Below are 25,609 nucleotides of genomic sequence, written 5' to 3'. Positions count from 1 at the left end.
CAGATAAAGATTAGTGGGGTAGACAATGGCAACGACAGCAGATGAAGTTTGGGCCCTGTTAAGACAGTTGGCAGAATCCCAGCGAGAAACTGACCAACTTTTGCAAGAGAGCAAACAGGAAACCGATCGCCAGATTCGGGAATTAGGTAAACAAATTGGGGGACTGGGCAAAAAATTTGGCAGTTTTACTGAAGGATTGGCACTACCTTCGATGAAGCGTCTGCTCCAGGAACGCTTTGGCATGGAAATCATTAGTCCCAGTGTCAGGGTTAGTAAAGCAGGGCAACACCTAGAAATTGATGTGCTGGCCTACGCCAGTGGCGACATTAATGCGGCCTATGTGGTGGAGGTGAAAAGCCATCCCAGAGAAGAATCTATTACTCAGCTAAAAAAATTACTCCAAAAATTTCGGACCTTTTTCCCTGAACATAAAAATAAAAAACTTTATGGCATTTTAGCGGCGGTAGATTGGTCACCAAATCTTAAAGAATTAGTTCTATCCGAAGGTCTTTATGTGGCTCGCATCCACGATGAAGTGTTTGAACTAGAAATTCCTCCAGATTTTCAGCCCCGGCTTTGGTAGCATTAACGAGCAACAAATACAAATGGTAGTCCATTCATTGGCGATCACCTGACGGTAAAACTAAGAGAGTTGGGGCTTGATCCAGATGGGGTTGCCTGATGGACGAATCTTGATGATCGCCAGCATATTTATGGTTAAACTCAAAAGGAGTGAATAAGGAGGCAAAACAATTGATAGCTATCTCCCCAGTTAAACAGCCATTAACATTGGAAGAATTTTTGGCAGAGCCCGAAACAAAGCCCCACAGTGAATATATTGATGGCACAATTGAGCAAAAACCCATGCCCCAGGGAGAACATAGCCTTATTCAAACTCTCTTATCTAGTAAGATCAACGGGTTTGGGCAACCCGGCAAAGTTGCTTTGGCATTGACTGAGCTAAGATGCAATATCGATGGTCGCTCTTTTGTGCCGGATATTAGTGTTTTTACCTGGAATCGTATTCCCAAGACTGAAAAAGGTAGAATTGCCAATCGTGTTGATACCTATCCCGATTGGATAATTGAAATTTTGTCCCCGGAGCAATCTACTAATAAGGTAATTAAAAAAATTATGTTCTGTTTACAGGCAGGCACCCAGTTAGCTTGGTTGATTGATCCAAAAGATGAATCGGTGCTTATTTTTAAACCCCAGCAGTTTCCAGAAATTAAGTCTGATGAAGATCAGCTAACGGCTCTGGAGCAGTTATCAGAATTAAATTTGTCGGCTGAGGAGTTGTTTGGCTGGCTTAGTTTCAGTGGAGATTGAACAAGGCGATCGCCTGGCAACTAAACTATGGGAATTGGGAATAGACCCAGACAATGTTTCGTGACGGACTAAACTCGAGGAACAGCGATGACGAAAAACAATCAATCCCTGTATGACCAAGATTTTTACACCTGGACAGAAAAACAGGCCCAAGCCTTACTCCAGCATCAGGTGGAACTTTTGGACTGGGAGCATTTGGCAGAGGAGCTATCGGATTTTGGAAATCGCCACTACGACCAATTAAGTTCCCGTCTGGCAGTTCTAATTGGTCATTTGTTGAAATGGAAGTATCAACCAGAACAACAAGGTAGTTCTTGGCGGGCCACGATCCGAGAACAACGTCGTAAGCTTGACCGTCTTCTGCAGAAAAATCCGGGTCTCAAAGGCCGTTGGCAGGAAGCTTGGGAGGAGGCGTGGTTAGATGGCCGAGATTTGGCAATCCGGGAAACAGGGCTGGATGAATCTATATTTCCAGAGTGCCCTTGTTTTAGCTCTGAACAAGTTCAAGATGATAGCTTCTGGCCTTAAAATTTGTTTGACCCAAAATCTAAACCATCGTCACTAATGCTGACTATTTCCCGCCCAATTTTATAAAAATAAGCTATTTTCTATCATGCTTTCATTAAAAAATCACATCAAAAAACCATGCTAAATTTTAACAAACTCTCTGAATTAGCCCGTGTAACTGGGTTGTTACAATCTGGATTTGCATCAAAAGATACTTGTTATTCAGACAAATTATCTAACCTCCACAATTATTTGCTTGAAAATTGTTCAAGTTCGTATATAAGTCAATATTTAACAGGAGGATTAAAGCACTGGTCAAGAAAGTGGGAATATCCTTATATATTGGCTAATATTGCTCAATATTGTCGTGAAAAACATGAAAATTTAAGCGCTTTTGATAATGCGTGTGGAGTCAACGCCACTGCTTATCTTTTGGCTAAAACGGGAATCAATGTGACTGGTACTGATTTGGACGACTGTCCTGCAGCAGAAGGGGTTTTGCCATCTCAACACTTTGCAAGTCCAGAAATGCTGAACCTTCCCGGCAAAGTTTCTTTTATAAAAGCAGACTCACTCCATTTACCTTTTGATGATAACACTTTTGACTTGTCTTATTCAATTTCTTCCCTTGAACATATGCCGGATCCAGTTAAGGCTGTTGAGGAAATGATTCGTGTCACCAAGCATAAGGGGCTAATCGTTTTCACAATGGATGTGGCTCCTTACTTAACATCATTTAATGGTGAGAGCAATGTCAATAATAGTAATTTTAATGAAATTCAAAATATTTTATTAGATAAATGTAGCCTTTTTTCTCCGCCTAAATTCAAAATTCCTAATGAGCCCCTTTCTTGGGAAGATGACTGTAAACAATCTACAGGATTGAGAGAACTTTTGGCTTCCCAATCTCGCAAGTTAATGGGCAAGCCGCCTTCTCCTAATTTTTATATTTTTGGAGGAGCATATATAAAAAATATGGATATTTAAAAACCAAAGTAAGTTAATTTTAAGTATTCATTCTTGACTTGCCAGTACTTCATAAAAAAACCATGTTAAAAGAAATTATTAAAAACAATAAATCATTTTATCTAAAATTGAGATTTATAAGAAGCATTCCCCAGCTGTGGCGAGAGTTTATTGCCAAACAGTACAATGAAGACTTAGAAAAGTTTCCAGCGATTATGGATCCTAAAGATAGTGATTATTTGTCTGTACTAGATGTAACTGGTAATAGAATAATGGTTCAAGGCAATGGAGAGGAATATTTTCCAATTTATGCTCCTGACAATGTAGGAAGTAAAGGAGGTTTTTGTCGAACTTATAGAAATTTTTACCATCAGAGTTTTGCATTTTACATGAGGAAGGAAGTTAAAAACTTCATCAAATACGCAAAAAAATGTAAAATTTTCATTGATATAGGAGCAGAAGAGGGATATTATTCTGCTTTGTTTGCTTCAATGCACGATTCATCAGCCGAAATTTTTTCTGTTGATTGCTTTAGTTTATATGGATGCACACCTGAACATCTCCCAATAACAAGACAAATTAACTCTGCTGCTTTTAATCCCGCTCGCTGGGAAATTATTCCTGCCTATGTATCGGATTCTACAGGTAAACCCTGTGGCCTAGATATACCGAATAATGTTCGTGCAATGAGACTGATAAATATTTGTGACGAATTTAATATTAAACCAGATTTACTTAAATTTGACATCGAATCTTCCGAGCTTGAGGTTATTTTGGACTCAGAAAAACTGTTATCCAGTTACTCTCCCATACTTATAATTGAAGTTCATCATAAACAATTAAAGGAAAGAGGCAAGTCATTTTTGCCAGCATTAACAATGCTCAAAAAAATTGGTTACGATGTAGTAGAAACTGACCGAAAAGACTGGGAATTAAACGATGCACATATTGTTCTTGCAAAGTCTGCATGATTTCCATTTGTGCCCAATTTGCGTCAGGCTCTGCTGAGTCTGCGTACTGACCCAGTTTTGACGGACTTAGAGCCGTTGCTGTCTTTTTTTGCTAGCTTTGTATTGGATATTCCCCTAGTGCAACAAATAATGAGGTGGGACATGACTGTATTACGCGAATCCCCTTGGTACAACGAAATTCTCAAGGAAGGTTTGGAGCGGGGCAATGAGCTGGGTCTGCAACAGGGTCGCCAGGAAGGAGAGGCAAATGTACTTATTTGTCTGCTCAAGCGTCAACTAGGGGAATTGACCGCCAGTCAAGAACAACGGGTGAAAAGGTTATCAATCGCCCGGTTAGAAGAGTTGGGTGAAGTCTTGTTGGATTTTACGGGGCCGGCGGATCTCGAACAGTTTCTCGCTGATTTGGAAGGCTAAATTTCCTTGACCACTACACCAAGTTCCATTCTTCATATCGTCGCCGGCCTAGGTTACGGTGGCAACGAGGCGATCGCTCTAAAGATAATTATGGCGGCCCAAGCTCAAACCCAGAACTCCCTCATTGTCCTTGACCCCAGCAAACGGGAACAGGAACCAGCTTTTTCTGTCCTAACAGAACAAATTATTTACTGTAAACCGGGATTGGGTTATCTCAACATTTTCAACACCGCTCGCCAAGCCATTCAGCAAACCCAACCCACCGCCATCATCTCCTACACCTTCAATATCAAAATTCTGCCCATTGTGCTGGCGGCCAAGCTATCCGGCATCCATAACATTAAAGTCCAGATGGGCAATACGGCCCCTCTCGAACCGATGCCCCGCCGTAAATGGCGTTTTCTACTCTGGTGTTTTTCCCTTTTGCAGGTTCCTGTTTATCCCTGTTCCCAAGCGGTGATGACCTCCATTGAAACCCTGGCCCCCCTGCACAAAGATAGTCAAGTGATGATCAATGGTTGTGATGTCAGCGCCATTGCCGCCACTGCCGCCAAAGCCCGAACCCAGCGCCCCGCCAATGATAAAAAAAGAATTGTCATGGTGGCCCGCCTCGATGGTATTAAAGACCAAGCCACCCTAATCCGGGCCTATGCCCAACTTCAACCCCGCCATCCCGATTGGCAATTATGGTTGGTGGGGGAAGGGAATGAGCGGCAACGATTGCAACAATTAGCTCTAGAGTTAAACCTCGATCCCCAAACCGTCTTTCTTGGTCAACGGGGAGATATTCCCGAAATCCTGGGCCAGTGTGATATTTTTGCCTTTAGCACCACCGAAGCGGAAGGGTTTGGCATTGTCCTCATTGAAGCCATGGCCGCCGGTTTACCCACTGTGGCCAGTGACATAGGGGCCTGTCGGGAAGTCCTACTGGGAGGAAAAGCCGGAGTTTTAGTAGAGCCTAAAAATGTTAAAGCCTGGGTTGATGCTCTGGATTCCCTAATGGCTGATGCTCAAGAGTGGCAAGCCGCCTCCCAAGCTATTCTGGCCACTGCCCCCCAATATGATGTCTGCAATACTGCTCAAAAATGGCTGGAGTTGCTATGCCCAAGCGTTATTTAATGCTAGTTGGCGATCCCAATGATATTAATATTTGGAGTAATATCCCGTACTATTTTTTGCAGGCGGCCCGAAAGGATGATTTTTTGATGGCTGGTCTACCCCTTAAACCTGCTCAACTTAAATTCTGGCGACTCCTTTGGAATCTCTGGCAATTGTTGTTCACTGGCCAGCGGGGAGGCTTTCAGTACAGTAATTATTTTGCTCGACTTCTCATAGCCCAAGTATCTCTCCCTCCAGAACCCATAGAAATTATTAGCCATTTTCCCCTCCTGCCCCCAGAGCCCATTCCCGTCCAATGGCAATTAAATTACTATATTGATGCCACCACGAAACAAGTCTTTGAAAGCTATGGCATTGACCAAAAAGTAGGTAAAAATTTTCAAGCAGAAGTTTTGGCACGGGAAACTAGAAATTTTCAAAAAGCAAAAAGAATCATTTGTATGTGTCATTGGGCCGCCGATTCTGTCATCAATGACTACGGCATTGACCCCAGTAAAGTTTTTGTCATTCCTGGTGGAGCAAATCTAGACGAAGCATTATTAACCCAACTTCCCCCTGGTCCCCCCCCCCTTTCCAGCCCCTAAAACTTGGTTTTATTGGTAAAGATTGGCAACGCAAAGGTTTACCTTTATTAATCCAGGTAGCAGAAGAACTTCACCAACGGGGTTACCCTGTCCAAGTGCCCGTCATTGGCCCCCCAAGCGCTGACCTGCCGCCCCATCCCCTCCTCCAACCCATAGGCTTTCTTAATAAAAATACTGACCTAGAAAAATTTGTGAAAACAGTGCGTTCCTTCCATTTTGGCTGTCTTTTTTCCCAAGCAGAAGCCTTTGGAATTTCTAATCGGGAGTGTTTACGGCTGGGAGTCCCGGTTCTATCATTGCGGGTAGGGGGAATTCCCGATACGGTGCCAGAGGGTCTGGGTCATCTGTTTGAAGCCGATGTTCACCCCCACACCATTGCCGATACCATTGAAACCTATCTCCAATCACCAGAAAATTACTCCGCCCTACGGGAAAAAATTTTGTCCCGCTCCGATGAATTTACTTGGGCGAGGGCAGTAAAAAAAATAAAGCAAATCTTTTCGGATAATTGAATGAATAACTGCTTTGTTTTATCGTAGAAAACGATATACTCCAAGCTCTAGATTTGTTTCTTAGCCAAGGAAATTACTTGTTCAATAGAGATTGAAAAATCAAAATTATATCATGACCCATAACCTATGAAAATAACTTTTTTGATCCCCTATTTTGGTAAATGGCCGTTTTATACGAAGCTTTTTTTACAAAGTTGCCAGTCAAATCCGTGTGCCAACTTTTTTATTTTATCCGACAGTTTTCCTGCTCATAAGCTACCAGAAAATGTCAAACATTTTCCACTAAAACTCTCGGATTTTGAGCAAAGAGTTTCGAGGGTTTTAGGATTTATAATTAAAATAAAAGATTTACACAAAGTCTGTGATTTTAGAAACTTTTTTCCCTACGTGTTTTCAGACATTTTACATGACAGTGATTTTTGGGGATATTGCGATATTGATGTTGTCTTCGGTGACTTGAGTAAAGTCTTAAATCCTGACTATTTGAGTGATGTTGATATTTTAACCTCTTACTCATACTATTTAGCTGGGCATTTTACTATTTTTCGTAACATCGAAGCCATTAATAGCTTGGCATTTCAGATTGATGATTACCAAAATAGGGCTCAAGTTTTTCAGTCTACACACATGGATGAAAATGGAATTAGCCATGTACTTAAGAATCATAATGATATTCGCTTAAAGTCACCCCAGCCGTTGTTAGAGGAACTCAAAAAATGCAAAGAGTTTATTCCTTCTTGTATTAATTTAGGATTTAAAGGAGAAATTACAGAATTTCCATATAATGGATCTGAACTGGCAACATATAAAAACGGAAAAGTTTATCTGCAATCCTCAGAGTTTAAATCAGTTGAAATGCTATACATCCATTTTATGGGGTTGAAAAAATACCCTTTTTACTGGAAAAATTATAACCTAGAGCTCTCCTATGAAAAGTTTTCAATGAGCCAAATTGGTTTCTCAACCACTGTTTTTGATTCAAGTCAATTAAACTCTCCAGAAATTATTTTGCGCAAAACTTTATTTTATTTTATCGCTCGTAGCCGAGAAAAAATTGGTCATTTAGTTCAGAAGACTATTGGTATTTCAAATGCCAGAAAAGTTGCTCTTTTTCTCAGAAAAAAAACAGGCATTCCTATCTAACTAAACTTTTATTTTTTTACGTTTACCAACTACTTCAATGACAAACAAGAAAAGCTTTCAAAATATAGAATTATACTTGGTCACTGTTGGCTTTAGAGGATTAGTAAAAACCTTAATCGCTAAAGTTAAGAACAAAACAGACCTTCTTGAGATAAGCAATGAAAACACTCGATGGCCTATTTATTTGAGAATTCCATCTTCAGATGTTCCAACTTATAAACAAATCTTTGTTGACAACGAATACAATTGCACCACAAATCGTCCTCCAAAAACCATAATTGATGCTGGTGCTAATATTGGCTTAGCGTCTGTTTATTTTGCCAATAAATATCCAACTGCAAAAATTTTTGCTATTGAGCCAGAGTCTAAAAACTTTAAACTCTTACTAAAAAATATATCTGACTACGAAAATATTGTACCGATTCAAGCAGCTCTCTGGAATGAAAACGAAGAAATAAATCTGGTAGATTCTGGTTTAGGAAATTGGGGTTACATGACGGATGCAGATGCTGTAGATAAGGATATCTGTCACCAAGTTCAGGGTGTTACCATTGATGAAATCATGAATCAATATGATCTTGAAGAAATTGATATTCTAAAAGTTGATATAGAGGGCGCAGAAAAAGAAGTATTTGCCGATCCATCGCTATGGATTGATAAAATTAATTCTTTCATCATTGAACTTCACGACTTTATGAAACCTGGCTGTGGTGAAAGTTTTTATGCTGGAATAGACAAAATAAAACCCAATCTCACCATGTGGAGAAGAGAAGAAAACTTATTTGCGTCAAAAAAAGATTTTTTATGTGTTCCCTGAACATGCTGTAACTCAAATGAATTTAAATGAGAGAATTTATCGTCCTGCAAGCTGGAGCTAGAATGCATTATGCAGTACCAGCATTATTAGCTGAACAAGGATTACTGAAAAGATTCTATACGGATCTCCATGGTAGTCATCTGCCTCTACAATTGCTAGATCAAGTGTTACCTTCCTCACTTCATCCAAAGACATTAAAGCGACTACTAGGTCGGAAAATACCAGAATCCCTACCACAAAATTTAGTTCAAGATCAATTTTTTTATACTTTACTTTATCCTTTACTTAAAAGAATCAATAGCCAGTCTATTAGTACAGAAGAAAAAATATTTTCTTTGATAGAAAAAGACGAATTTGGTGGAGCAACATCTCTTTACACTAACTATATTAATAGTGATTTGCTCTTAATCAAACAAGCTAAAGAAAGGGGATTACATTGTGTTCATGAATTGATTATCGGAGCTGATGTTGGCAGAATTCTTCTAGAAGAACGTCAATTATTTCCAGACATAGAACCCCAAGGAGAATCACTCACAGAAGTTGAAGATGGTATCCAGAGAGATCTTCTGAAGTGGCAAACGGTAGATCAAGTTTTAGTTCCTTCCCAGTACTGCTTCGATAGCTCCGTTGTCCTCGGCGCAGAACCAGCAAAGATTTCCATCGTTCCCTATGGTATCAATGAACAATGGTTAACAATTGAAGCTCAGCCAGAACCAGGACGGGTTTTATTTGTCGGCCAAGTGGGTCTTAGGAAGGGCAATCACTACCTGGCTGAAGCCACCCGCAAATTACAGCCCCGATTACCTCAACTCCATGTACGGGTAGTCGGCCCTCCTTTGGTGGATATTACTAACCCACTTTTTGCTGGACCTGACTATGTTGGCCAAGTGCCCCGTTCCCTGGTCAGGGAAGAATTTGCCAAAGCCGATGTGTTTGTTTTGCCTACCTTGGCTGAAGGCATGGCCCTTGTTCACCTGGAAGCTATGGCCTGTGGTATTCCCATCATTACAACCCCCCATTGTGGCTCCGTAGTGCGGGATGGCATCGAAGGCTTTATTGTCCCCATCCGTGACAGCAATCTATTAGCAGAACGCATTGAGCAATTAGCGACTGACCGACAGTTGCGAGAGCGCATGGGCCAAGCCGCCAAAGAAAGAGCCAAGGATTACACTTGGAAACGCTATGGCGCAAGACTATTAGCGGCTATTACCTAAAACCTGCTCCCACTTCATGACCGACTTTTCCTTTTTTTATCTCCTCGTCTACATCACTGCCGGTGTGATTTTTGGTTGTATTTGGTTTGCCTACCGCCGTTACCAAGACCCCTTTCATCCCGCCATTTATTTGGGACTAATGCTTGCCAGCATCTATGTTTTTTTGCCCTTTCAGTTATCCCAACAAAATCCCAATTTATTGCTAAATTTTCTGCCCTTGCCCAGCCTCCTATATCTCCAGCCTATTTATGCCTTAGGTTGCGCTTCCCTTTTAGGTGGATGCCTGATAGCATCAGGTCCCTATCCCTGGCGTACCTACCCCAGCTTCGGTGAGATTAGCTTTGATCAAAGACTACGCCGACTAGCTTGGATCATTGGCCTAGCAGCAATCTTGGTATTTTGGCTTAACATTTTTGCGGTGGGGGGCTTTGCCGAAGCCTATGGTCGAGTCAAAGGAGGGGGCTGGTCTAATTATGGTTACCTGCGGGAAGTGTTTCTTTTTTCTATGCCTGCGGCGGTGTTGTACCTGGTCAGCTTTAATCAAGAACGACTTAAACTCCAAAATTGGGCCATTACTCTTTTATTTATCTCTCCCCTATTCATCCAAGGGTTCTTAGGGGGCAGGAGAGGCCCCACCGCCATGGCCATTATTGCCCTTGCCATGACATGGTTTGTGGTGCGCCGTCGCCGTCCTTCCCTAGTCCTTGTCATTGCCGGCAGTATTGCCCTAGGTTTGTTGTTAATGTTTTTAGTTGCTAACCGGAATGAGCTTTATCTAGGCTCTGACTTTGAAGTAAGAACCGATAATTTGTTCAACTACTTTGGCCTTTCTGAAAATGCTACCAGCCTTAGTAACAATGAGTATGTCTATGGTAGTGGCGGTATTCTCAATGCCAATGCCCGCAACTTCTTTTTTTGGGGCAGACGATATTTTGTCATTGCTTTTATTCGTCCCATTCCCCGCTTTCTTTGGCCGACTAAGTATGCTGACTCGGCTGAGTGGTTAAATATCCCCAATATTGAAACCGAAAACCTGGGGGTGGGTGAACAGGCCTTGCAAGAAACCTTAGGTTGGGCTGGCGCAAGGGGCGCCGCTCCAGGACTATTGGCGGATATGTGGATTGAATTTTCCTGGTTCAGCCTTTTGGCCTTATTTGCCATTGGCTGGCTCTACGGCTGGGCATGGAAAAAGATGGTTAGCCAGGGCAACTTTTGGAATCTACATTTTCTCATTCTTTCTGCCCTCTCCGTTTACATCATTAGCCAGACATTGGAAGCCATGTTATTCCGCTATTTACTCCTAACCGGAGCAATTTTAATTGTCTGGCGCTTGTTAGTGGGAACCTTGCAACCTATCAGGGAAAAACGCTATTCCCCCAGATATTAACGGCTAGAGCCCAATTCGTATGCACATTGTCATTATTTTCCATAACCTTGGCGGTTACCATATCGCTCGGCTCAGGGCGGCCCAAAAACTCCTAGCCGACAAACATTTTACCCTCACTGCCATCCAAGAAACAGCCAGTACCGGTGAACACCCCTGGGGAAGTATCAATGAGAAAATCACCTTTCCCCTCATTACCCTCATACCATCCCCAGAACTCAACCAACTAGGAGAAATTAATCCCCAGTCCCCCATCGCCGCTCAACGTTTACCCGCATACCTAAACAAAATCAAACCAGATATAATCGTCATTCCTGGGTGGGGCTTTCCCATCGCCCGAACAGCCCTAAGTTGGGCTCATCGACACAAAATTCTTACAATATTGATGAGCGATAGCAAATGGGATGATGAACCGAGGCAATGGTGGAAGGAAAAAATTAAGTCCCTGCTCTACGTCAACAAATTCCATGGAGCCCTGGTGGCAGGCAATGCCCACAAAGAGTACCTAATCAGACTAGGCATGAAAAAAACATCAATTTTTCTCGGCTATGACGTTGTTGATAATCACCACTTCAGCCCACAAACCCAAAAAGCTCGGCAGAACTTAGCCCAACCCCATCCAAGCGAAAACGTTCCTCCCCCAGTTCCCTACTTTATTATCGTTAGCCGTTTTGTACCTCGTAAAAATATACTGCTTTTGCTCAATGCCTACCTTAAATACTATCAAGAAAATCAGGACCAAGCTTGGAATTTAGTGATTTGTGGTAGCGGCATTCAAGAACATGCCATCAGAGAGTTTATTCAAGTCCATTCCCTAGATTCCGTCGTTCATTTGCCAGGCTTTATCTCTTACCAGGATATGCCCCAATGGTACGCTAAGGCCAAAGCTCTAATCCATCCCGCCCTGCAGGAACAATGGGGCCTAGTGGTCAACGAAGCCATGGCCGCCGGCCTGCCTGTTCTAGGCTCTAACCGCTGTGGATGCTTTGAAGACCTGGTGATGGAAGGAGTGAATGGTTTTGGCTTTGATCCAGAGAACCAACAGCAACTCACCCAGCTCATGCTAAAAATGAGTTCCGGAGAAGTAGATTTAGAGGCAATGGGCCAAGCGTCCTTAAACCATATCCAAAAATATTCCCCCGACTATTTTGCCCAGGGCCTCCAACAGGCTGTGGAATTTGCCATCAATAAAAAAACAGATCAGCAAACTTAGAGCAGTAAGTAATCCATGGGATACACTACGTGTATATCCATTAATTCAACAATGTGCTATGTCCAGTATTCAGACCAATGTTTTTAGGAATAATAAAACTCAGGCTGTTCGTCTGCCCAAAATGGTCGAGTTGCCAGAAAACATAAAAAAAATAACCATTGTTGCGGTGGGTAACACCCGCATCATTACACCAGTTGGGGAATCGTGGGATGATTGGTTTGATAATTGCCATGTATCATCAGATTTTATGAATTGCCGTGAACAGCCCAAAGATCAAAGCCGCGAATCTTTTTAGGGTATTTTCATGTTGAAATATATGCTTGATACCAATATTGTTATTTATACTATGAAAAATAAGCCTTCCCAGGTACGAACCTTGTTCAAGAAACATGATGGACAGATGTGTATATCCAGCGTGACCCTGGGCGAACTTGTTTTTGGTGCAGAACGCTCTGCTATGCCGGAAAAAAACCTATCAGCAATCGACAACCTAATCGCTCGTATGGAGGTCGAGTTTTTTGATATTAAGGGGGCTACCCATTTTGGTCAGATAAAAGCAGAATTGGCTCAGCGTGGAACCCCCATCGGCCCCTACGACACGATGATTGCGGGCCATGCCCGTTCCCTGGGGTTAATTTTAGTCACCAATAATCTTAAAGAATTTGAACGGATTAAAGGATTAAGATTAGAAAATTGGGCAAATTAAGCCATAAAAATAGAATAACTCCAGACTGTAAAAGAATGTGAAATGTCATTCCGGCGATCGCCCCTGCTAAACAGTGAATTAATTAGACAGCCTCAACTAGCATTGCTAAAAATGAAAATTTTGATCGTTATCCCTAGCATTGGTAGTGTTTACGGGGGACCATCTAAAAGCGTAGTCGAATTAGCTGAAGCTACTGCTAGTCAGGGAATTAGCGTTGATTTAGTCACCACTAATGCCAATGGCAAACAAACCCTCGATGTTACTTGTGGTTCTTGGCTCAAAAATCATTCCTATAGATTGCAATATTTTCCTGCCTGGTTTAAAGGGGACTTGATTTTTAGTTGGCCACTTATCCTTTGGTTAATTAAAAATATAAAAAACTATGACTTGGTTCATACCAATTATGTATTTTCACCTTTGGTTACCATAACTCACTTTATCGCAGGTCATAAAAAAGTTCCCTATGTTGCCACTCCCCATGGCATGTTAGAACCCTGGGCTTTAGCCCATAAAAAAAACAAAAAAAAAATCTTTCTCAATTTACTTGAAAAGGCTAAGCTCAACCAAGCCAGTGGCATTCAAACCCTAAATAGCTCAGAAGCGCAAAATATTTCAAAACTGCGACTAAATGCGCCTTCTTTCGTCGCTCCTAACGGCATTTTTGCACCAGATTTTAACTCTGTGCCCCAAGCCGATCTTTTTTTACAGACATTTCCTGCAACTCAAAACCGTAAATTAATCTTATTTCTGGGCCGGATAGACCCCAAAAAAGGACTAAATTTACTAGCTCCTGCCTTCGCTCAAATTCATCAACAATTTCCCGAAAGTCATCTGGTCATTGCGGGCCCAGACAACATTGGTTATTTACCCACAGCCCAAAAAATGTTTCAAGAGGCAGGTTGCCAAAATGCAGTTAGTTTCACAGGTATGCTCACCGGAAAGTTGAAATACTCGGCGATCGCCGCCGCCAGTGTTTACGTTGCTCCTTCCTACTCCGAAGGTTTTAGCATATCTATCCTCGAAGCCATGGCCAGTGGTCTACCCTGTGTATTCACCGATGCTTGTAACTTTCCAGAAGCGTCAGCAGTGGCCAAAATCATTCCCGTGGATCAACAAAAACTAGCCAATGCCTTGACCTGGTGTTTGGCCAACCTAGAGGAAGCACAGCATATGGGACAGCAAGCCCGTCAATTCATTTTTGAGCACTACACGTGGGATCAAATTGCCACTCAGATGATTACTGTTTACCAATGGATTCTCGGCCAAGGGCCAAAACCCGACTGCGTAATCACTGACTAACCCATGGTCACCCTGCTGAAATGGACAGTCCAAGGCTATGAGATGGATTGCGAAAACTTTCCCAGCTATTGCAAGAAGAAGACTTTACTAATCTGAAATTTAAATTTGCTGGACGTTTACCTTATCTCTGGAAAGGAATTCTAGTATCTGCCCAGCTAAAATAGAGGCCATCAATGGCAAGTTTTCTGGCCCTATTACCCCGTTCTTTGACCACTTTCCTTTATGCCGTTGCGGCCCTACTGAGGTTTTATGGCAACATCGACACCACCCCCATCCCCCAAGTCCCCCTCACCATCCTCCAGTGGAGCTTCATCGCCTTCATCCTGGGGACAGCGGCTCTCCTGGCTAATCTCGGCCTTGAGTGGAACACTGGAAATCGAAGCCGAAACCGAGAGATTGAAGCAAGAGAACGCGAAACTCGACGAGATAATCTTGCAGACGAAGAGAGAAACCGAGCGGCTGAGGAAAGAGACCGAGCAGATCGAGCAGATCAAGAACGAGATCGAGCAGATCAAGAAAGAAACCGAGCAGATCAAGAAAGAAACCGAGCAGATCAGGAAAGAAACCGAGCAGATCAGGAAAGACAACGAGCGGCTCGCCGTGCTCGAATCCAAAATCGAGGATTTGTTCTCCAAACACGGTATCAACTTGCCCCTAGCCCAGAAGCCAGAGCAACCCTAATCGATTCCTTAAGTTTTATCCAGGAATACGGTGAATAAATGGCGATCGCCTAGCCATTTCCCAACACACTTCTTGTTCCCATTTAACCAGTTACCCGTTGCCAGTGAAACAACCATGGTTACCCTACTGAAATGGACAGTCCCAGACTATCACCACCTCATTGAACAGGGCCTATTAGATGGCAAGAAAGTGGAACTTTTAGATGGCAACCTAGTGACCATGGCTCCCGAAGGACCGCTCCATAGCTACACCAATAGAACTGCGGCAGAGTATCTCAGAAAGAGATTGGAAAATTTCGCTTTGGTCATAGAAGCCCATCCCATCACCCTGAGCCAATCTGAACCGGAACCCGACATTGCCATTGTCCTCCCCCCCCAAGAGCGCTACAAAGAAAAACATCCCCAGGCTGAGGATATTTTCTGGTTAATGGAAATTGCCCACAGCACCCAGGCCTATGACCTCAACGACAAAAAACAGATCTACGCCCAGGAAAGTATCCCCGAATATTGGGTGGCAGACCTAACTAACCGCAAATTATTTGTTTTTCGAGCACCGGACAACGGAGATTATCGCCTGCAACAAACCTACTCCGATGGCATCATCTTTAGCCAAGCTTTTCCTGACATAAAAATATCAGTACAAAAAATGTTGCACTGGTAGCTCTCCGCCCCATGGCAAGTTTTTTAGCCCCACTGCCCCGGTCTTTGACCACTTTCTTCCTCAACAACTGACTAAAGTAGCATTTTCCTCAGTCCCAAACAACTTTTGTCGTTTTTGGCGATCGCCGTTGAGCCAGTTAATTTTGGCGTAATTATCACCATGGAACTTAATCAATATGAGCAAGGCAACTATCACCCCGGTGCCTCCCTAGTCAAACAGTTGCTTTGGTATTTCCTCGGGGATTTTTTAGTGCAAACTCCCCTACTCCCCATCCCCCCCCTGAAGGTAGGGATCCTGCGGTTATTCGGAGCCAAAATTGGTACAGGAGTCAATATTAAACCCCACGTCAAGATCAAATTTCCTTGGCGTTTAACCGTCGGTAATTACGTTTGGTTGGGGGAAAAATGTTGGATTGATAATCTGGCCGCGGTTAGCATTGAGTCCCATGTGTGCATCTCCCAGGGGGTGTACTTCTGCACTGGCAACCACGATTGGAACAAACCCAGCTTTGACCTAATCACCAGACCAATCCACATCGCCACAGGCAGTTGGATCGGCGCCAATGCTATTATTGCACCTGGAGTACGAGTAAACGAAAGAGCGGTTTTAACTTTGGGGTCTGTGGCTGTTAAAGATTTGGCGGGCATGACCATCTACTCTGGCAATCCCTGTCAGCCAGTGAAAAAAAGACAAGTTACGTGAAATTACGGTAGGGAAAAACTAACTTTAATTGTTATCATGCCCCGGGACAGAATCTAATTAATAATGAAGCTAACAATTCTGAACCAATTCTATCCCCCTGACTATGCGGCCACGGGGCAACTGTTGGAAGAGTTGTCCATCGAACTGTCCAAAAAAGAGCTTGACGTGCAGATTTTTGCTGGGCAATCGGGTTATGCCTTTGACCAAGAACTGGCCCCGGCCCAGGAAATGTGTCAGGGGGTTTTGATCAGGAGAACTAGAACTTCTCGCCTTTGGCCCCAAAGACTACGGGGACGGGCGATCGCCGGAATTTTGTATTGTTTACGCGCCATTGTCAAACTCAGATTAAGAAACAGACTAGGGGATTTGATTCTTGTTACTACGGAGCCTCCCTACCTAATGGTGGTGGCCTACATCCTGCACTTGTTGTATAGAAAACCCTATATTTGTTTAATTTATGATCTTTACCCCGATGTGGCGGTGAAGTTGGGGGTAGCCAAGGAAAAGGATGCCATTGTCAAATTGTGGCGTTGGCTAAATCGTTTGACCTGGCAAAAAGCAGAGGCCATTATTGTGCTCAGCGAGAGCATGGCCAAAGTAATCGTGGACCAGCAGCCGGCCCTGACAGAGAAAATTAAAGTGGTTCATAACTGGGCGGACGGAGTGTTAATTCAGCCAAGGGCCAAAATCGATAATTGGTTTGCCCAACGCCATGGCCTAGACCAGACATTTACCGTCCTATACTCCGGCAATATGGGACGATGCCATGACCTGGAAACCATCATGGAGGCAGCCCGCCTACTCAGTCAACAAGCCGTACAGTTTGTCTTCATTGGCGCCGGGGCCAAGGCGGCCATCTGCCGCAATTTCGTACAACGCCATCAATTAACTAATTGTTTATTTTTGCCCTTCCAACCCAAACAGGTTTTACCCTTTTCCCTCACCGCCTGTGACCTGAGCTTGGTTTCCATTTTGGCCCAGGTGGAAGGACTGGTGGTGCCAAGCAAATTCTATGGCTGTTTGGCCGCTGGGACGGCGATCGCCGCCATTTGTCCATCCCATTCCTATTTGCGGGGGATTATTGCCGATGCCCAATGTGGCGTAGCCATTGATAATGGGGATGGGGAAAAGTTAGCTCAATTCATCCTTCAGTTGAAGAATGATCCCCAGCGAGCCACCGCCATGGGACACCAAGGCCGTCAGTATTTTGAAGAAAATTTCACCCTGGGCACCATTGCGGAGCAATACCTATCTGTCATTACCAAAGTGGGCGATAAAAAACTCGCCAAACTCCAAGCAAATAATTTTCCTCGCTACGCCGACTCACGCTGGCGCTAAGCAAATGGTCGGATAAATAAACCACCTTAGGAGCGGTCTGCGACTGTTACGTTTTTCTGGTTTAATTTTGGTATTTTTTACTAAAAATCACGGGTAAACGCCCAATGACAGCGTATCAGTAAAACTTTTTAGTGATTTTTAGCCAAAGTCCGTTTGCTTGCTTTTCACACCAGAGCACGAAACAAATCCAGTTGTTCGCTACAGTAATGGCAGGAATTTAGGGTTTATCAAGGTGCTGACCAAAATTTTATTCCGGCTACTATTGCCAATCCTTTGTTTTGTCTTAGTGGCCTGTGGGGTTTCCCCCAATGCGGTGCAAGCAGAGTCCCGCCTATTTTTGCCCCTGTCCTTAGAATTTTTAGATAGCTACGCCCTACCAAAGCAGTCAGTACAAGACTTACCCGTTGGAGGCATCTCCGATCTTACCTACGATCGCCAACGGGACATTTATTATGTCGTCACCGATGACCGGCGATCGCCTAGGTTTTATACCATGCGCCTTAGTATTGCTGATGGAGAAAAGGGCATTGGCATTACCAAAGTGGAAGTGATGGCCATGACCAGGCTGAAAACCAGCGAGGGGGAAACCTACGGCCGTCAATTGTTAGACCCAGAGGGTATTGCCCTGTCCCCCCGCCAGACCTTATTCATCAGCAGTGAAGGGGTTTTATCCACCCAAAGCCCCCCTTTAATTGCCGAATTTGCCCCCCAAACAGGCCGAGAGTTGGAGCAATTGCCTGTGCCCCGCCGCTTTTTACCCCAAGCCGATCCCCTCCAGGGCATCCGGGATAACTTTGGTTTTGAAGCTTTAACCATTGCCGCCACCAGCACCCTAGCGGACGATCCTTTTCGTCTTTTCACTGCCCCTGAAAGCGTTTTAGCCCAGGATTTTGACCCGGACAATCCCCCCCAAGAAATTCCTTTACGGTGGTTGCATTACGTTATTAATTCCGTCGGGCCCCCCGTTTTAGTCAGCGAAAACCTTTACCCCCTTGCGCCTGCTCCAACAGGTACCCTGCTCCACGGCCTGAGCGCCATGGTGGCCCTACCCAGGGAAGGTTATTTTCTCACCTTAGAACGAACTTTTGGATTGACGGGGTTCCAGGGTAAAATTTTCCAAACGGTCAATGCCAATGCCACCGACACTAGCCGCATTGCCAGTTTCCAGCCTGGTACCGATACCATTAACCCCATGCGGAAACAATTATTGCTCGACCTGGGGGATTTGGGTATTGAATTGGACAATCTGGAAGGGCTTACCCTGGGGCCTCGCTTACCGGATGGCTCTGGCAGTTTAATTGCCATTAGCGACGATAACTTTAGTGCAGATCAAACCACCCAAATCCTACTTTTCCGTTTGCGGGGGGTTTAGCAGAGGGGCCAAATGGTCAATTACCGGCTCCCTAGCCCCAGTGAGGTGGTGGGCTAATTTTTGCGCTAGGGGGGGCACATAAACCAAGGGATGGGTAAAGCCGGTGAATAGTACTAACCCTGGTAAATTGGGCATTTCCCCCACTAGGGGTAAAGTTTGGCCACTAAAGGCCACTAGGCAATGGTGGGCGGTGACCGGCAAGGGGGCGAGACGGGGCAGAATTTCGGCGATCGCCGTTTGTAATTGTTGCTGGGCCCAGGCGAGGTCAGGGCGGTAATGGGGGGAAGTCACCAGTTGGCTAATCTGACCGATGAATAATCTGCCATCGAAAAATTGCACTGCTCCCGGTTCCACAACGGTGGCGACGCAATGGTCGTTGGGCTGATGCCAGTCCAAAGTTGGGGCGAGGGCTTCCAAATTGGGGCGTTGCTGTAAATCCGCCGGCATAATCACACAGCGGAGATTTTTTTTACTGGGGGCGGTTTGCAAAACGGCGGCGTGGGTGAAATAGAGGGGAAAATTAAGCCCTGGCCCCGGTAACAGAGCACGGCTTTGCCCCCCCCGGCCAAAATTACTTTATGGGCAAAAAAATTTCCCACCCCTGTGTGGACCCCCTGCACACGATTTTGCTTGGTAATTAATCCTTGGACTGTGGCGATGTGTACTACGCCCCCCTGGCGAATAAAAGCTTGCAGATAGGCGTTAACGGCTTTGCCGCCGTGGCAATGGCCCTGGGGCACCACAAACCCACCCCCAATGCCATCGGGATTGAGTTGGGGCTCAATGGCGATCGCCGTTAAACGGTCTACCCGTTGGGGCCGAATTAAACAATGGTCAAACTGCTTAGCCAAGGTCTGGGCATCATCTCCGGGGCGGAGATATAGCAATAGCTCCAGTTCTCGATATTCCGTTTCTCCCTCCAATTCCTGGCTCAAATGGGTCCAGCGGTACCGACTTTCATGGCACAACTGCCGTTGCAGAGGAGTGGCCCCGGCCCAATAAATAATGCCACCATAGCTCAAGGCTGTGGCGTTGGCAGGCTGACGATGCTTTTCGAGTAACAGTACCCGTTGCCCTTGGCTTTGTAATTCATAGGCGATCGCTGCTCCGGTAATACCGGCCCCGACTACAATGGCATCGTAATTTTCCATTAACCTTGATTAACAATTTGGCCCAAGGCGGCAAAACCAGGTACTTTCCCTGCCGAAGCAGAACCATCTTTCTCGGACACAATGACCGCACTGATCTGATCGCTCATAATGGCCACCTTTTTCTCGGTCTGCTTTTCACAGGTCAGCTCCAACAGTTGGGGGCAATCACCCTGCATGGCAGTAATAATGGTCTGATAGAGGGTTTCCGCCGCATCCTTTTCCTTCCGCTGTACGGACACGGGCATGGGGGAATATTTAAGGGTCAAATCAACGCTGATCATAGGGAAACCGTAAACGGGAAGTGGTGAAACAGTCTTGCGACTCTTCCTAACTAGGTTATAGTTTTTTGGCCAAGAAGGGGGGAACCAAGCAGTTCCTGCTAGTCCCCATGGGAGACCTGGTGCCAAGGAGGTAACTGGATTAAATCTTCCAGGTTGGCTTGCATAGTCTGGCAAATTTGGTCTAGGGGCAAATCGTTGGCATCGTGGCCGAAGGGGTTTTCAATCTCCACCCCAATTTCTTCAATGCCGAAGACGGTGAAAGCAATAATGCCCACCACAAATGCTGTGGCCCAATGGAGGGTATTCACCATCTGGAAAGGGGTGATGAAGCAATAAAGAAAAATAAGCTGGCGCAAATGGATGGCGTAGGCTAGGGGAATGGGGGTTTTTAAAATGCGTTCGCAACTGCCCAACACATCCACCATGGTATCCACCAAACGGAGCATGGCGGTGAGCTGATAGGGGTTGATATTGTTCTGGTCGTATTCCTGTTGCAGATAATTACTGATCCAAAAGGCAATTTCCAGGGGGGGATTCTGCAAATCCTCCAGCTTGCGGTAACCGGATTCCGGCAAGAGGGCCCAGATTTCTTCATTTAAGGGTTGGGAGCGCAGGTGCAACTTCGTAGCCAAGGCAAAGGCTACCAGCAGGTGCAGAATTTTAATTTTGTCTTGGTGGGCTTGGGGTGTTGGTTCCGCCACTGAGACCCAGATGGTGCGGGATAGGTTGCGGATCGTGTTGACCATGGTGCCCCAGGCTTTCCGTCCTTCCCAAAAACGTTCGTAGGCAGTGTTAGTGCGAAAAACCAACAGCAGACCCAAAACAATGCTGGGCACAATGCTTTCCTGGAGGGGAATGGAAAATTCATAACCCTGCCCATCCACTAAGGTCACCACCAAGGAAAAGGCCATACACACCAGCACTCTAGGGGCGATCGCCGGGATGACAGAGCCTTGCCAACGCAAGAGAATATCTGTCCAGATGCGGGACGGACGGGATGGATGGTGGGAGAAAAGCCCCAGGAATTTGCTCAAATTTTACTCCTCCCCCACCGCAGATAGACATTACCAATCCTGGGGGATAATGATTCCCCCGGCTATCCCTGGACTAATTCCATTTCCTGGGGAATCAAACTCAACATCTTGGCGATCGCCGTTTCCAAATCGTTGTGCCAATGGACGAGGCTGTTATTGTACATTTGTTTAAGCTGGTCTAAATTGCCCTGGCTAAACCGAATTACCACCGGTAGCACTTCCCCTGTGTAGGTTTGTCGTTGGGGAGGGCGTTGGCGCTGGGGGAAACTAGGCCCCGTCCCCCGCAAACTGCGGTCTTCACTGGATGGGTTGGGGGGCAGGGGTAAAAAAGCCCGTAAATCCTCTGCCAAGGCTGGGGTAGCGGCTTCCCTAGTGGCCAGATTAACAAAAATACCTTTCAGGTTGGGGGCCTGGCTGAGGTGATCAAAGGCTAGTTCCAGTTGTTTACCAAGGGCCATGCCACTGCGACTTTCATCCAACAAATAGGCACCGGTAATGCCCAAGGAGTTGAGCAAGTCCCACGTACTCAGGGCCAATCCTTCACTGTTGCAAATTAGGCCAATTTGTCCCTGGGCTAGGTCCCCCGGTAGCCAACTATGCCCTGTCCATTGCTCTGAGCCCCAATTAAGTAAATCCGGATGCCGGTTGATCGCCGTGTCGTTGACCGTAATTTTACCGTCCAGGGCCATCACCTCCCCATCCGCGCTAATGCCCAGGGGATTAATTTCAATTACGTCCAAATCATAGGTGACGAATAACTCATACATTTTTTCGATGATGGCGCTCACCGTAGTCACCAGGGGCCCAGTTAAACCCATTTTCACCGCCAGCCGCCGGGCCAAGTAGGGGGAAAAATTAGTCCGTAGGGAAACACTCTGCATTTGCTCCAACAGGCTGTCCACATCAATGCCCCCTTCACTGGACCCCATCAACACCGGGCATTGCCGTTGGTAGTCCAGCACGATGGCCAAAAATAATTCCGACTGGGCATCGTAGCGGGCCTCGGCCAAAATCACCTCTGGGTACTCGTCCGCAATGGGCAAATGGAAAATGGCAGAAGCGGCGGCAATGGCATCGATGGTATTTTCCACAAACCTGACCCCACCGGCCTTGCCCCTACCCCCCGCTCGCACCTGGGATTTGAGCACCATGGGATAGGGAATTTGCAAACGTTTGAGGGCAGTGGTGTTTTGAATAGTTTGAGAGGGCAAAATGGGAATGCCCACCTGTTGGAATAGTTCCTTGGCTTGGTACTCTAACAAATCCATAAATTGTCCCTAAAATTTACTCTTGTGTTGTCTACTACTCTCCACTGGGACTAATTTCTTCCACTAGCTCCGGGGAACGCCGCTCGGAAAAGCCCCAGGCAAACAGTAGCCCAATCATGGTGATCATCAACAATTCCGGGGGCACGAGCTCGGGGTTAATGACTCTGATCAGCAGCCGCAGACCCACCAAACCCACGGTGATAAAACCAGCATCCTTGAGGTGGGTAAAAATGTCTAACCAACGGATAAATAAACCCGCTAAAAACCGGAGGGCAATGACCCCAATGGTGCCCCCCGCAATGATCAGCCATAACTGATCCGCCACGGCGATCGCCGTAGTGACGCTATCGAGGGAAAAGGCTAAATCGGTGAAAGCAATCAGGGGGATCGCTTGCCAAAAGGAACTAAATTCAAAGGTTTTGTGATGATTTTCCCCTTCATCGGGGGACAGAAAGTAACTCCCCACCAGCCAGAGCAAATATAATGCTCCCGCCAACTCAAACTGCCAATATTGCAACACAAAGGAGGCAGTGAAAATGAGCAAAACCCTGAGCACATAGGCAATTATTAACCCTGCATTCAAAGCCCGCCGTTGCTGGGCCGGATTGGGGAGCCCCTGAGCAATGGTGGCTAGGGCAATGGCATTATCCGCCGATAGCACTGCCTCGAGGGCAATTAACACCAGCAACATCAATGGAGTTTTGACAGCAACAGCAAAGGACGAGTTGAACAGAAAATCTAGGTCAAACATGGGCACAGGGATAGGTGGAGGCCTGCAGAGACAGACCGGAAAAAACCAAGGTAAACAAGGTTTAATTCCAGCCATTCCGTCTTCCTTTATTATTAGGGGCTTTGGTGGTGGGCCGCTACCCCCTGCCATTGGCGATCGCCGTTGAGCCCCATCAAATTTCATCTGGGGAAAACTTGGGCCCAGGGGAGGTTTCAACGTTGCCCCCATGGTCTTCAGCGGCAGGAGGGGGAGTGGGGGAAACCGGCGGTGGATCCTGGAGTAGGGACTTCACCTGTTCCACCACGGTGCTGAGTTTACCTTCGTTTAATAGACCATTGAGCAGGGTGAGACCACTGGTGGAAAGCAGTAATTTATTAATGTCCCCGGCGTTCCCCCCATGGCCATTGCCCCCATTTAAGCCAGGGAAAGAATAAATTCGGGATTCCCCCAATACCCCAGGCTGGGGCGCCAACGATTTAATCAGATCCGGCAATTGGGTGACCAGCTCCGGCCAGATGGTTTTCAATAGTTCGGCGGTGCGGTTAGCATTACTCAGGCTGTTCTGGGCGGCGATGATGGCCTTGTGTCCTTCCGCTTCGGCCATGGCTTTGTGACGGTTGGCATCGGCTAGGGTCCGGATAGATTCCGCTTCCAGTTCCGCCGCTTGCCTCGCACTTTCCGCCTGACGCCGCCGCCGGAACACGTCAATTTCCACCACGTTTTGTTCCGCAATGCGATGTTGCTGGGCATCCTGTTGGGCCACAATTACTGCCAATTTTTGGGATCGTTCCGCCGCTTCCACTTCCTGGGCCGTAATAACGCCTGATTCCGCCTCCGCCCGCAGAGCCTCCGCCTCTAACCGTTCCTTTTGTTTATTGGCAATGGCGATCGCCGCCGTTTGTTCGGTAATTTGAGTTTTTTGTTCTGCCAAAGCAATTTCCGCCTTCGCTTGCAGTTGGGAAGCTTCAATGGTTTTACGGCGCTGAATTTCCGCCACTTCCGCTTCTTGTTTTTGCAACGCCTGGGTCACTTTTAGTTCCTTATTCCGTTCCTCCAAGGCGATCGCCGAAGCAATTTGACTATTTTGAATGGCCAATTCTTTTTGAATCCGTTCTTCTTCCACTGCCTGTTCCTGAAGAATTTTATTCCGTTCTTTTTTCGCCTCTTCCTTGTCCTTCGCCTCTTGAATTTCCCGTTGCTGTTGTGCTTCCTGGGATTCCAATTCCTTCCTTTGGGCTAACTTTAATAGTTCAATTTCTTTTTGTTGGGTAATATTGGCATCTTCCTGCTCCCTCTTGATGGCTAAACTCTTTTTTTCTGCTTCTAATTCCCCCTGTTCAATGGCCACCCTGGTGGTTAATTCCACCTCCCGTTTTTGTTGGATGGAACGTTGGATCGTTTCCGTTCTCAGCCGCACCCCCTGGGCATCGAAAAAGTTATTTTCGTCGTAGGTATCACTTTCTTCAATTTCGGAAATGGCAATGTTATTGAGGGTTAAACCAACTTTGCGTAAGTCCCCTTGGATCAGGTTCAATACCTCATCAGCAAAGCCTAATTTATCAGAATCTAATTCCGCCAATTTTTTCTTTTTCGCCGCCGCTCGAATGGCGTCATCAGCCCGTTTTTCCAGGGCATCTTTGATATCCGCTTCCGAAATTTGACCTTTTTTGGAAAGTCGAGCCGCCGCCGTTAAAATTTCATTGCGGTTGGGGGTAATGCAAACGTAAAAAGTTACCCGCATATTGGCCCGCATATAGTCCTGGGTTCGCACGGCCAAATTCCCGGCCCGCACCACGTCAATGGAAATTTCCCGCAGGGATACCCTGGTAATTTCGTGGAAACCGGGAATGACAATACAACCCCCGTGGAGAATCACCATTTGCTCTTTTTTGAAAACGCCTCCGGTTCTGACCAAAGCTTCGTTGTTGGGGGCAATGACGTAGAAACGGGTGTAGAGAAAAACGGTTACTAAAATGAGGAAAATGACCGCAATGATCACCACCGGAAAAAATAACAGCGGCGATAGACCACCCAAGGCGGAATTATTATCATTGATTGGGGGGTTGGGGGCCTGGGCAATGATTAATTCTTCCCCTGGGGCTCCAGCTTCTGCCATGGCCAGCAAGGGACTCGCCTCCGCCGGGATGGAGGGCAACGTTTGGAGAAATTCAAACCAAAATTTACTATGCATGGTGGGCCTCCGGAGGGCAAAAA

General features: G+C 45.8%; 30 protein-coding genes. 23 read left to right on the top strand and 7 right to left on the bottom strand.

The genetic code is table 11. The features are described 5' to 3' along the window. Positions 1–25 precede the first annotated feature (25 nt). The 22 genes from IQE94_RS16395 (at position 26) to IQE94_RS16290 (ending at position 18,931) form a co-directional block, all read left to right on the top strand. Entirely contained in the window at positions 26–583 is a 558-nt protein-coding gene (locus IQE94_RS16395; RefSeq protein WP_223342321.1) for a DUF3782 domain-containing protein, read from the top strand. A 170-nt stretch (positions 584–753) separates the two neighbouring features. Then, entirely contained in the window at positions 754–1,329 is a 576-nt protein-coding gene (locus IQE94_RS16390) for a Uma2 family endonuclease (RefSeq protein ID WP_212719951.1), read from the top strand. An 87-nt stretch (positions 1,330–1,416) separates the two neighbouring features. After that, a complete protein-coding gene (locus tag IQE94_RS16385) occupies positions 1,417–1,857 on the top strand; it encodes a DUF29 domain-containing protein (RefSeq protein WP_223342320.1) in 441 nt (146 codons plus the stop codon). Positions 1,858–1,974: 117 nt separating this feature from the next. Then, positions 1,975–2,823, top strand: a complete 849-nt coding sequence (locus tag IQE94_RS16380; protein WP_223342319.1) for a class I SAM-dependent methyltransferase — start codon at positions 1,975–1,977, stop codon at positions 2,821–2,823. A gap of 62 nt (positions 2,824–2,885) precedes the next feature. Continuing rightward, the gene (locus IQE94_RS16375) at positions 2,886–3,773 is read left to right on the top strand and encodes an FkbM family methyltransferase (RefSeq protein WP_223342318.1); all 888 of its coding nucleotides are present in this window, start codon (positions 2,886–2,888) and stop codon (positions 3,771–3,773) included. Between the two features lie 9 nt (positions 3,774–3,782). Continuing rightward, positions 3,783–4,187: a DUF4351 domain-containing protein gene (locus IQE94_RS16370; RefSeq protein ID WP_223342317.1), complete on the top strand. Its 405-nt coding sequence runs from the start codon at positions 3,783–3,785 to the stop codon at positions 4,185–4,187. A 6-nt stretch (positions 4,188–4,193) separates the two neighbouring features. Then, on the top strand, positions 4,194–5,306 hold the full coding sequence (locus IQE94_RS16365) for a glycosyltransferase (RefSeq protein ID WP_223342316.1): 1,113 nt from the start codon (positions 4,194–4,196) through the stop codon (positions 5,304–5,306). Then, a complete protein-coding gene (locus IQE94_RS16360) occupies positions 5,288–5,890 on the top strand; it encodes a glycosyltransferase family 4 protein (RefSeq protein WP_223342315.1) in 603 nt (200 codons plus the stop codon). Before IQE94_RS16365 ends, IQE94_RS16360 begins: the two co-directional genes overlap by 19 nt. Beyond that, entirely contained in the window at positions 5,842–6,402 is a 561-nt protein-coding gene (locus IQE94_RS16355; protein ID WP_370630545.1) for a glycosyltransferase, read from the top strand. The genes IQE94_RS16360 and IQE94_RS16355 overlap by 49 nt, the downstream gene beginning before the upstream one ends. Positions 6,403–6,528: 126 nt before the next feature. Beyond that, positions 6,529–7,545 carry a DUF6625 family protein gene (locus IQE94_RS16350; RefSeq protein WP_223342314.1) on the top strand — a complete coding sequence of 339 codons (1,017 nt, stop codon included), beginning with the start codon at positions 6,529–6,531 and terminating at the stop codon, positions 7,543–7,545. A 37-nt stretch (positions 7,546–7,582) separates the two neighbouring features. Next, complete coding sequence (locus IQE94_RS16345; RefSeq protein WP_223342313.1) at positions 7,583–8,362, top strand: FkbM family methyltransferase; 780 nt, start codon at positions 7,583–7,585, stop codon at positions 8,360–8,362. A gap of 26 nt (positions 8,363–8,388) precedes the next feature. Next, positions 8,389–9,576 carry a glycosyltransferase family 4 protein gene (locus IQE94_RS16340; RefSeq protein ID WP_223342312.1) on the top strand — a complete coding sequence of 396 codons (1,188 nt, stop codon included), beginning with the start codon at positions 8,389–8,391 and terminating at the stop codon, positions 9,574–9,576. A gap of 16 nt (positions 9,577–9,592) precedes the next feature. Continuing rightward, positions 9,593–10,963 carry a hypothetical protein gene (locus IQE94_RS16335; RefSeq protein WP_223342311.1) on the top strand — a complete coding sequence of 457 codons (1,371 nt, stop codon included), beginning with the start codon at positions 9,593–9,595 and terminating at the stop codon, positions 10,961–10,963. Positions 10,964–10,982: 19 nt separating this feature from the next. After that, positions 10,983–12,173, top strand: a complete 1,191-nt coding sequence (locus IQE94_RS16330) for a glycosyltransferase family 4 protein (RefSeq protein WP_212719971.1) — start codon at positions 10,983–10,985, stop codon at positions 12,171–12,173. Between the two features lie 58 nt (positions 12,174–12,231). Beyond that, positions 12,232–12,468: a type II toxin-antitoxin system VapB family antitoxin gene (gene vapB, locus IQE94_RS16325; RefSeq protein ID WP_304650921.1), complete on the top strand. Its 237-nt coding sequence runs from the start codon at positions 12,232–12,234 to the stop codon at positions 12,466–12,468. 9 nt (positions 12,469–12,477) lie between these two features. Beyond that, positions 12,478–12,879, top strand: coding sequence for a tRNA(fMet)-specific endonuclease VapC (vapC, locus tag IQE94_RS16320; protein ID WP_212719972.1), 402 nt, complete (start codon positions 12,478–12,480; stop codon positions 12,877–12,879). Positions 12,880–12,990: 111 nt separating this feature from the next. Next, positions 12,991–14,178 carry a glycosyltransferase gene (locus tag IQE94_RS16315; protein WP_223342310.1) on the top strand — a complete coding sequence of 396 codons (1,188 nt, stop codon included), beginning with the start codon at positions 12,991–12,993 and terminating at the stop codon, positions 14,176–14,178. Positions 14,179–14,351: 173 nt separating this feature from the next. Then, complete coding sequence (locus IQE94_RS16310) at positions 14,352–14,897, top strand: DUF874 family protein (protein ID WP_223342309.1); 546 nt, start codon at positions 14,352–14,354, stop codon at positions 14,895–14,897. Positions 14,898–14,973: 76 nt separating this feature from the next. Continuing rightward, a complete protein-coding gene (locus tag IQE94_RS16305) occupies positions 14,974–15,519 on the top strand; it encodes a Uma2 family endonuclease (RefSeq protein ID WP_223342308.1) in 546 nt (181 codons plus the stop codon). A 114-nt stretch (positions 15,520–15,633) separates the two neighbouring features. Beyond that, on the top strand, positions 15,634–16,221 hold the full coding sequence (locus IQE94_RS16300) for a WcaF family extracellular polysaccharide biosynthesis acetyltransferase (RefSeq protein WP_370630485.1): 588 nt from the start codon (positions 15,634–15,636) through the stop codon (positions 16,219–16,221). Positions 16,222–16,284: 63 nt separating this feature from the next. Beyond that, positions 16,285–17,559 (top strand): glycosyltransferase family 4 protein, encoded by a 1,275-nt coding sequence (locus IQE94_RS16295; RefSeq protein WP_223342307.1) that lies wholly within the window; start codon positions 16,285–16,287, stop codon positions 17,557–17,559. A 232-nt stretch (positions 17,560–17,791) separates the two neighbouring features. Further along, entirely contained in the window at positions 17,792–18,931 is a 1,140-nt protein-coding gene (locus tag IQE94_RS16290) for an esterase-like activity of phytase family protein (RefSeq protein ID WP_223342306.1), read from the top strand. Here IQE94_RS16290 and IQE94_RS16285 read toward each other — a convergent pair. The 6 genes from IQE94_RS16285 to IQE94_RS16260 all read right to left on the bottom strand — a co-directional run bounded on the left by IQE94_RS16285 (position 18,905) and on the right by IQE94_RS16260 (position 23,422). Further along, positions 18,905–19,420 (bottom strand): hypothetical protein, encoded by a 516-nt coding sequence (locus IQE94_RS16285; RefSeq protein ID WP_223342305.1) that lies wholly within the window; start codon positions 19,418–19,420, stop codon positions 18,905–18,907. The two genes, IQE94_RS16290 and IQE94_RS16285, sit on opposite strands and share 27 nt — an antisense overlap. Further along, the gene (locus IQE94_RS16280; protein ID WP_223342304.1) at positions 19,381–20,082 is read right to left on the bottom strand and encodes an FAD-binding oxidoreductase; all 702 of its coding nucleotides are present in this window, start codon (positions 20,080–20,082) and stop codon (positions 19,381–19,383) included. The genes IQE94_RS16285 and IQE94_RS16280 overlap by 40 nt, the downstream gene beginning before the upstream one ends. Beyond that, positions 20,082–20,363: a hypothetical protein gene (locus tag IQE94_RS16275; protein ID WP_223342303.1), complete on the bottom strand. Its 282-nt coding sequence runs from the start codon at positions 20,361–20,363 to the stop codon at positions 20,082–20,084. The genes IQE94_RS16280 and IQE94_RS16275 overlap by 1 nt, the downstream gene beginning before the upstream one ends. Before the next feature lie 98 nt (positions 20,364–20,461). Then, the gene (locus tag IQE94_RS16270; RefSeq protein ID WP_249213991.1) at positions 20,462–21,397 is read right to left on the bottom strand and encodes a bestrophin family protein; all 936 of its coding nucleotides are present in this window, start codon (positions 21,395–21,397) and stop codon (positions 20,462–20,464) included. A gap of 62 nt (positions 21,398–21,459) precedes the next feature. Then, the gene (locus tag IQE94_RS16265) at positions 21,460–22,665 is read right to left on the bottom strand and encodes a succinate--CoA ligase subunit beta (RefSeq protein ID WP_223342302.1); all 1,206 of its coding nucleotides are present in this window, start codon (positions 22,663–22,665) and stop codon (positions 21,460–21,462) included. A 34-nt stretch (positions 22,666–22,699) separates the two neighbouring features. Beyond that, positions 22,700–23,422: a TerC family protein gene (locus IQE94_RS16260; RefSeq protein ID WP_212719999.1), complete on the bottom strand. Its 723-nt coding sequence runs from the start codon at positions 23,420–23,422 to the stop codon at positions 22,700–22,702. On the opposite strand from IQE94_RS16260, the gene IQE94_RS16255 reads away from it, so the two are divergent. Continuing rightward, positions 23,415–23,561: a hypothetical protein gene (locus tag IQE94_RS16255; protein WP_212720001.1), complete on the top strand. Its 147-nt coding sequence runs from the start codon at positions 23,415–23,417 to the stop codon at positions 23,559–23,561. The two genes, IQE94_RS16260 and IQE94_RS16255, sit on opposite strands and share 8 nt — an antisense overlap. 6 nt (positions 23,562–23,567) lie before the next feature. Here the strand turns inward: IQE94_RS16255 and IQE94_RS16250 are convergent, their stop codons facing one another. Next, complete coding sequence (locus IQE94_RS16250; protein WP_223342301.1) at positions 23,568–25,586, bottom strand: flotillin family protein; 2,019 nt, start codon at positions 25,584–25,586, stop codon at positions 23,568–23,570. Between the last annotated feature and the right edge of the window lie 23 nt (positions 25,587–25,609).

This window comes from Synechocystis sp. PCC 7339 (genome assembly GCF_019924095.1).
Lineage (GTDB): Bacteria > Cyanobacteriota > Cyanobacteriia > Cyanobacteriales > Microcystaceae > Synechocystis.
Note: the sequence above shows the minus strand (reverse complement) of the source record. Positions and strands in the feature narration are given on the sequence as shown.

Bases quoted from the DNA above. Each gene is read 5' to 3' on its own strand.
- IQE94_RS16280 (WP_223342304.1), bottom strand. From the start codon at position 20,082: ATGGAAAATTACGATGCCATTGTAGTCGGGGCCGGTATTACCGGAGCA.
- IQE94_RS16250 (WP_223342301.1), bottom strand. From the start codon at position 25,586: ATGCATAGTAAATTTTGGTTTGAATTTCTCCAAACGTTGCCCTCCATC.
- IQE94_RS16255 (WP_212720001.1), top strand. From the start codon at position 23,415: ATGGGCACAGGGATAGGTGGAGGCCTGCAGAGACAGACCGGAAAAAAC.
- vapB (WP_304650921.1), top strand. From the start codon at position 12,232: ATGTCCAGTATTCAGACCAATGTTTTTAGGAATAATAAAACTCAGGCT.
- IQE94_RS16395 (WP_223342321.1), top strand. From the start codon at position 26: ATGGCAACGACAGCAGATGAAGTTTGGGCCCTGTTAAGACAGTTGGCA.
- IQE94_RS16295 (WP_223342307.1), top strand. From the start codon at position 16,285: ATGAAGCTAACAATTCTGAACCAATTCTATCCCCCTGACTATGCGGCC.
- IQE94_RS16345 (WP_223342313.1), top strand. From the start codon at position 7,583: ATGACAAACAAGAAAAGCTTTCAAAATATAGAATTATACTTGGTCACT.
- IQE94_RS16310 (WP_223342309.1), top strand. From the start codon at position 14,352: ATGGCAAGTTTTCTGGCCCTATTACCCCGTTCTTTGACCACTTTCCTT.
- IQE94_RS16275 (WP_223342303.1), bottom strand. From the start codon at position 20,363: ATGATCAGCGTTGATTTGACCCTTAAATATTCCCCCATGCCCGTGTCC.
- IQE94_RS16330 (WP_212719971.1), top strand. From the start codon at position 10,983: ATGCACATTGTCATTATTTTCCATAACCTTGGCGGTTACCATATCGCT.
- IQE94_RS16265 (WP_223342302.1), bottom strand. From the start codon at position 22,665: ATGGATTTGTTAGAGTACCAAGCCAAGGAACTATTCCAACAGGTGGGC.
- IQE94_RS16340 (WP_223342312.1), top strand. From the start codon at position 8,389: ATGAGAGAATTTATCGTCCTGCAAGCTGGAGCTAGAATGCATTATGCA.
- IQE94_RS16315 (WP_223342310.1), top strand. From the start codon at position 12,991: ATGAAAATTTTGATCGTTATCCCTAGCATTGGTAGTGTTTACGGGGGA.
- IQE94_RS16380 (WP_223342319.1), top strand. From the start codon at position 1,975: ATGCTAAATTTTAACAAACTCTCTGAATTAGCCCGTGTAACTGGGTTG.
- IQE94_RS16335 (WP_223342311.1), top strand. From the start codon at position 9,593: ATGACCGACTTTTCCTTTTTTTATCTCCTCGTCTACATCACTGCCGGT.
- IQE94_RS16350 (WP_223342314.1), top strand. From the start codon at position 6,529: ATGAAAATAACTTTTTTGATCCCCTATTTTGGTAAATGGCCGTTTTAT.
- IQE94_RS16375 (WP_223342318.1), top strand. From the start codon at position 2,886: ATGTTAAAAGAAATTATTAAAAACAATAAATCATTTTATCTAAAATTG.
- vapC (WP_212719972.1), top strand. From the start codon at position 12,478: ATGTTGAAATATATGCTTGATACCAATATTGTTATTTATACTATGAAA.
- IQE94_RS16385 (WP_223342320.1), top strand. From the start codon at position 1,417: ATGACGAAAAACAATCAATCCCTGTATGACCAAGATTTTTACACCTGG.
- IQE94_RS16360 (WP_223342315.1), top strand. From the start codon at position 5,288: ATGCCCAAGCGTTATTTAATGCTAGTTGGCGATCCCAATGATATTAAT.
- IQE94_RS16305 (WP_223342308.1), top strand. From the start codon at position 14,974: ATGGTTACCCTACTGAAATGGACAGTCCCAGACTATCACCACCTCATT.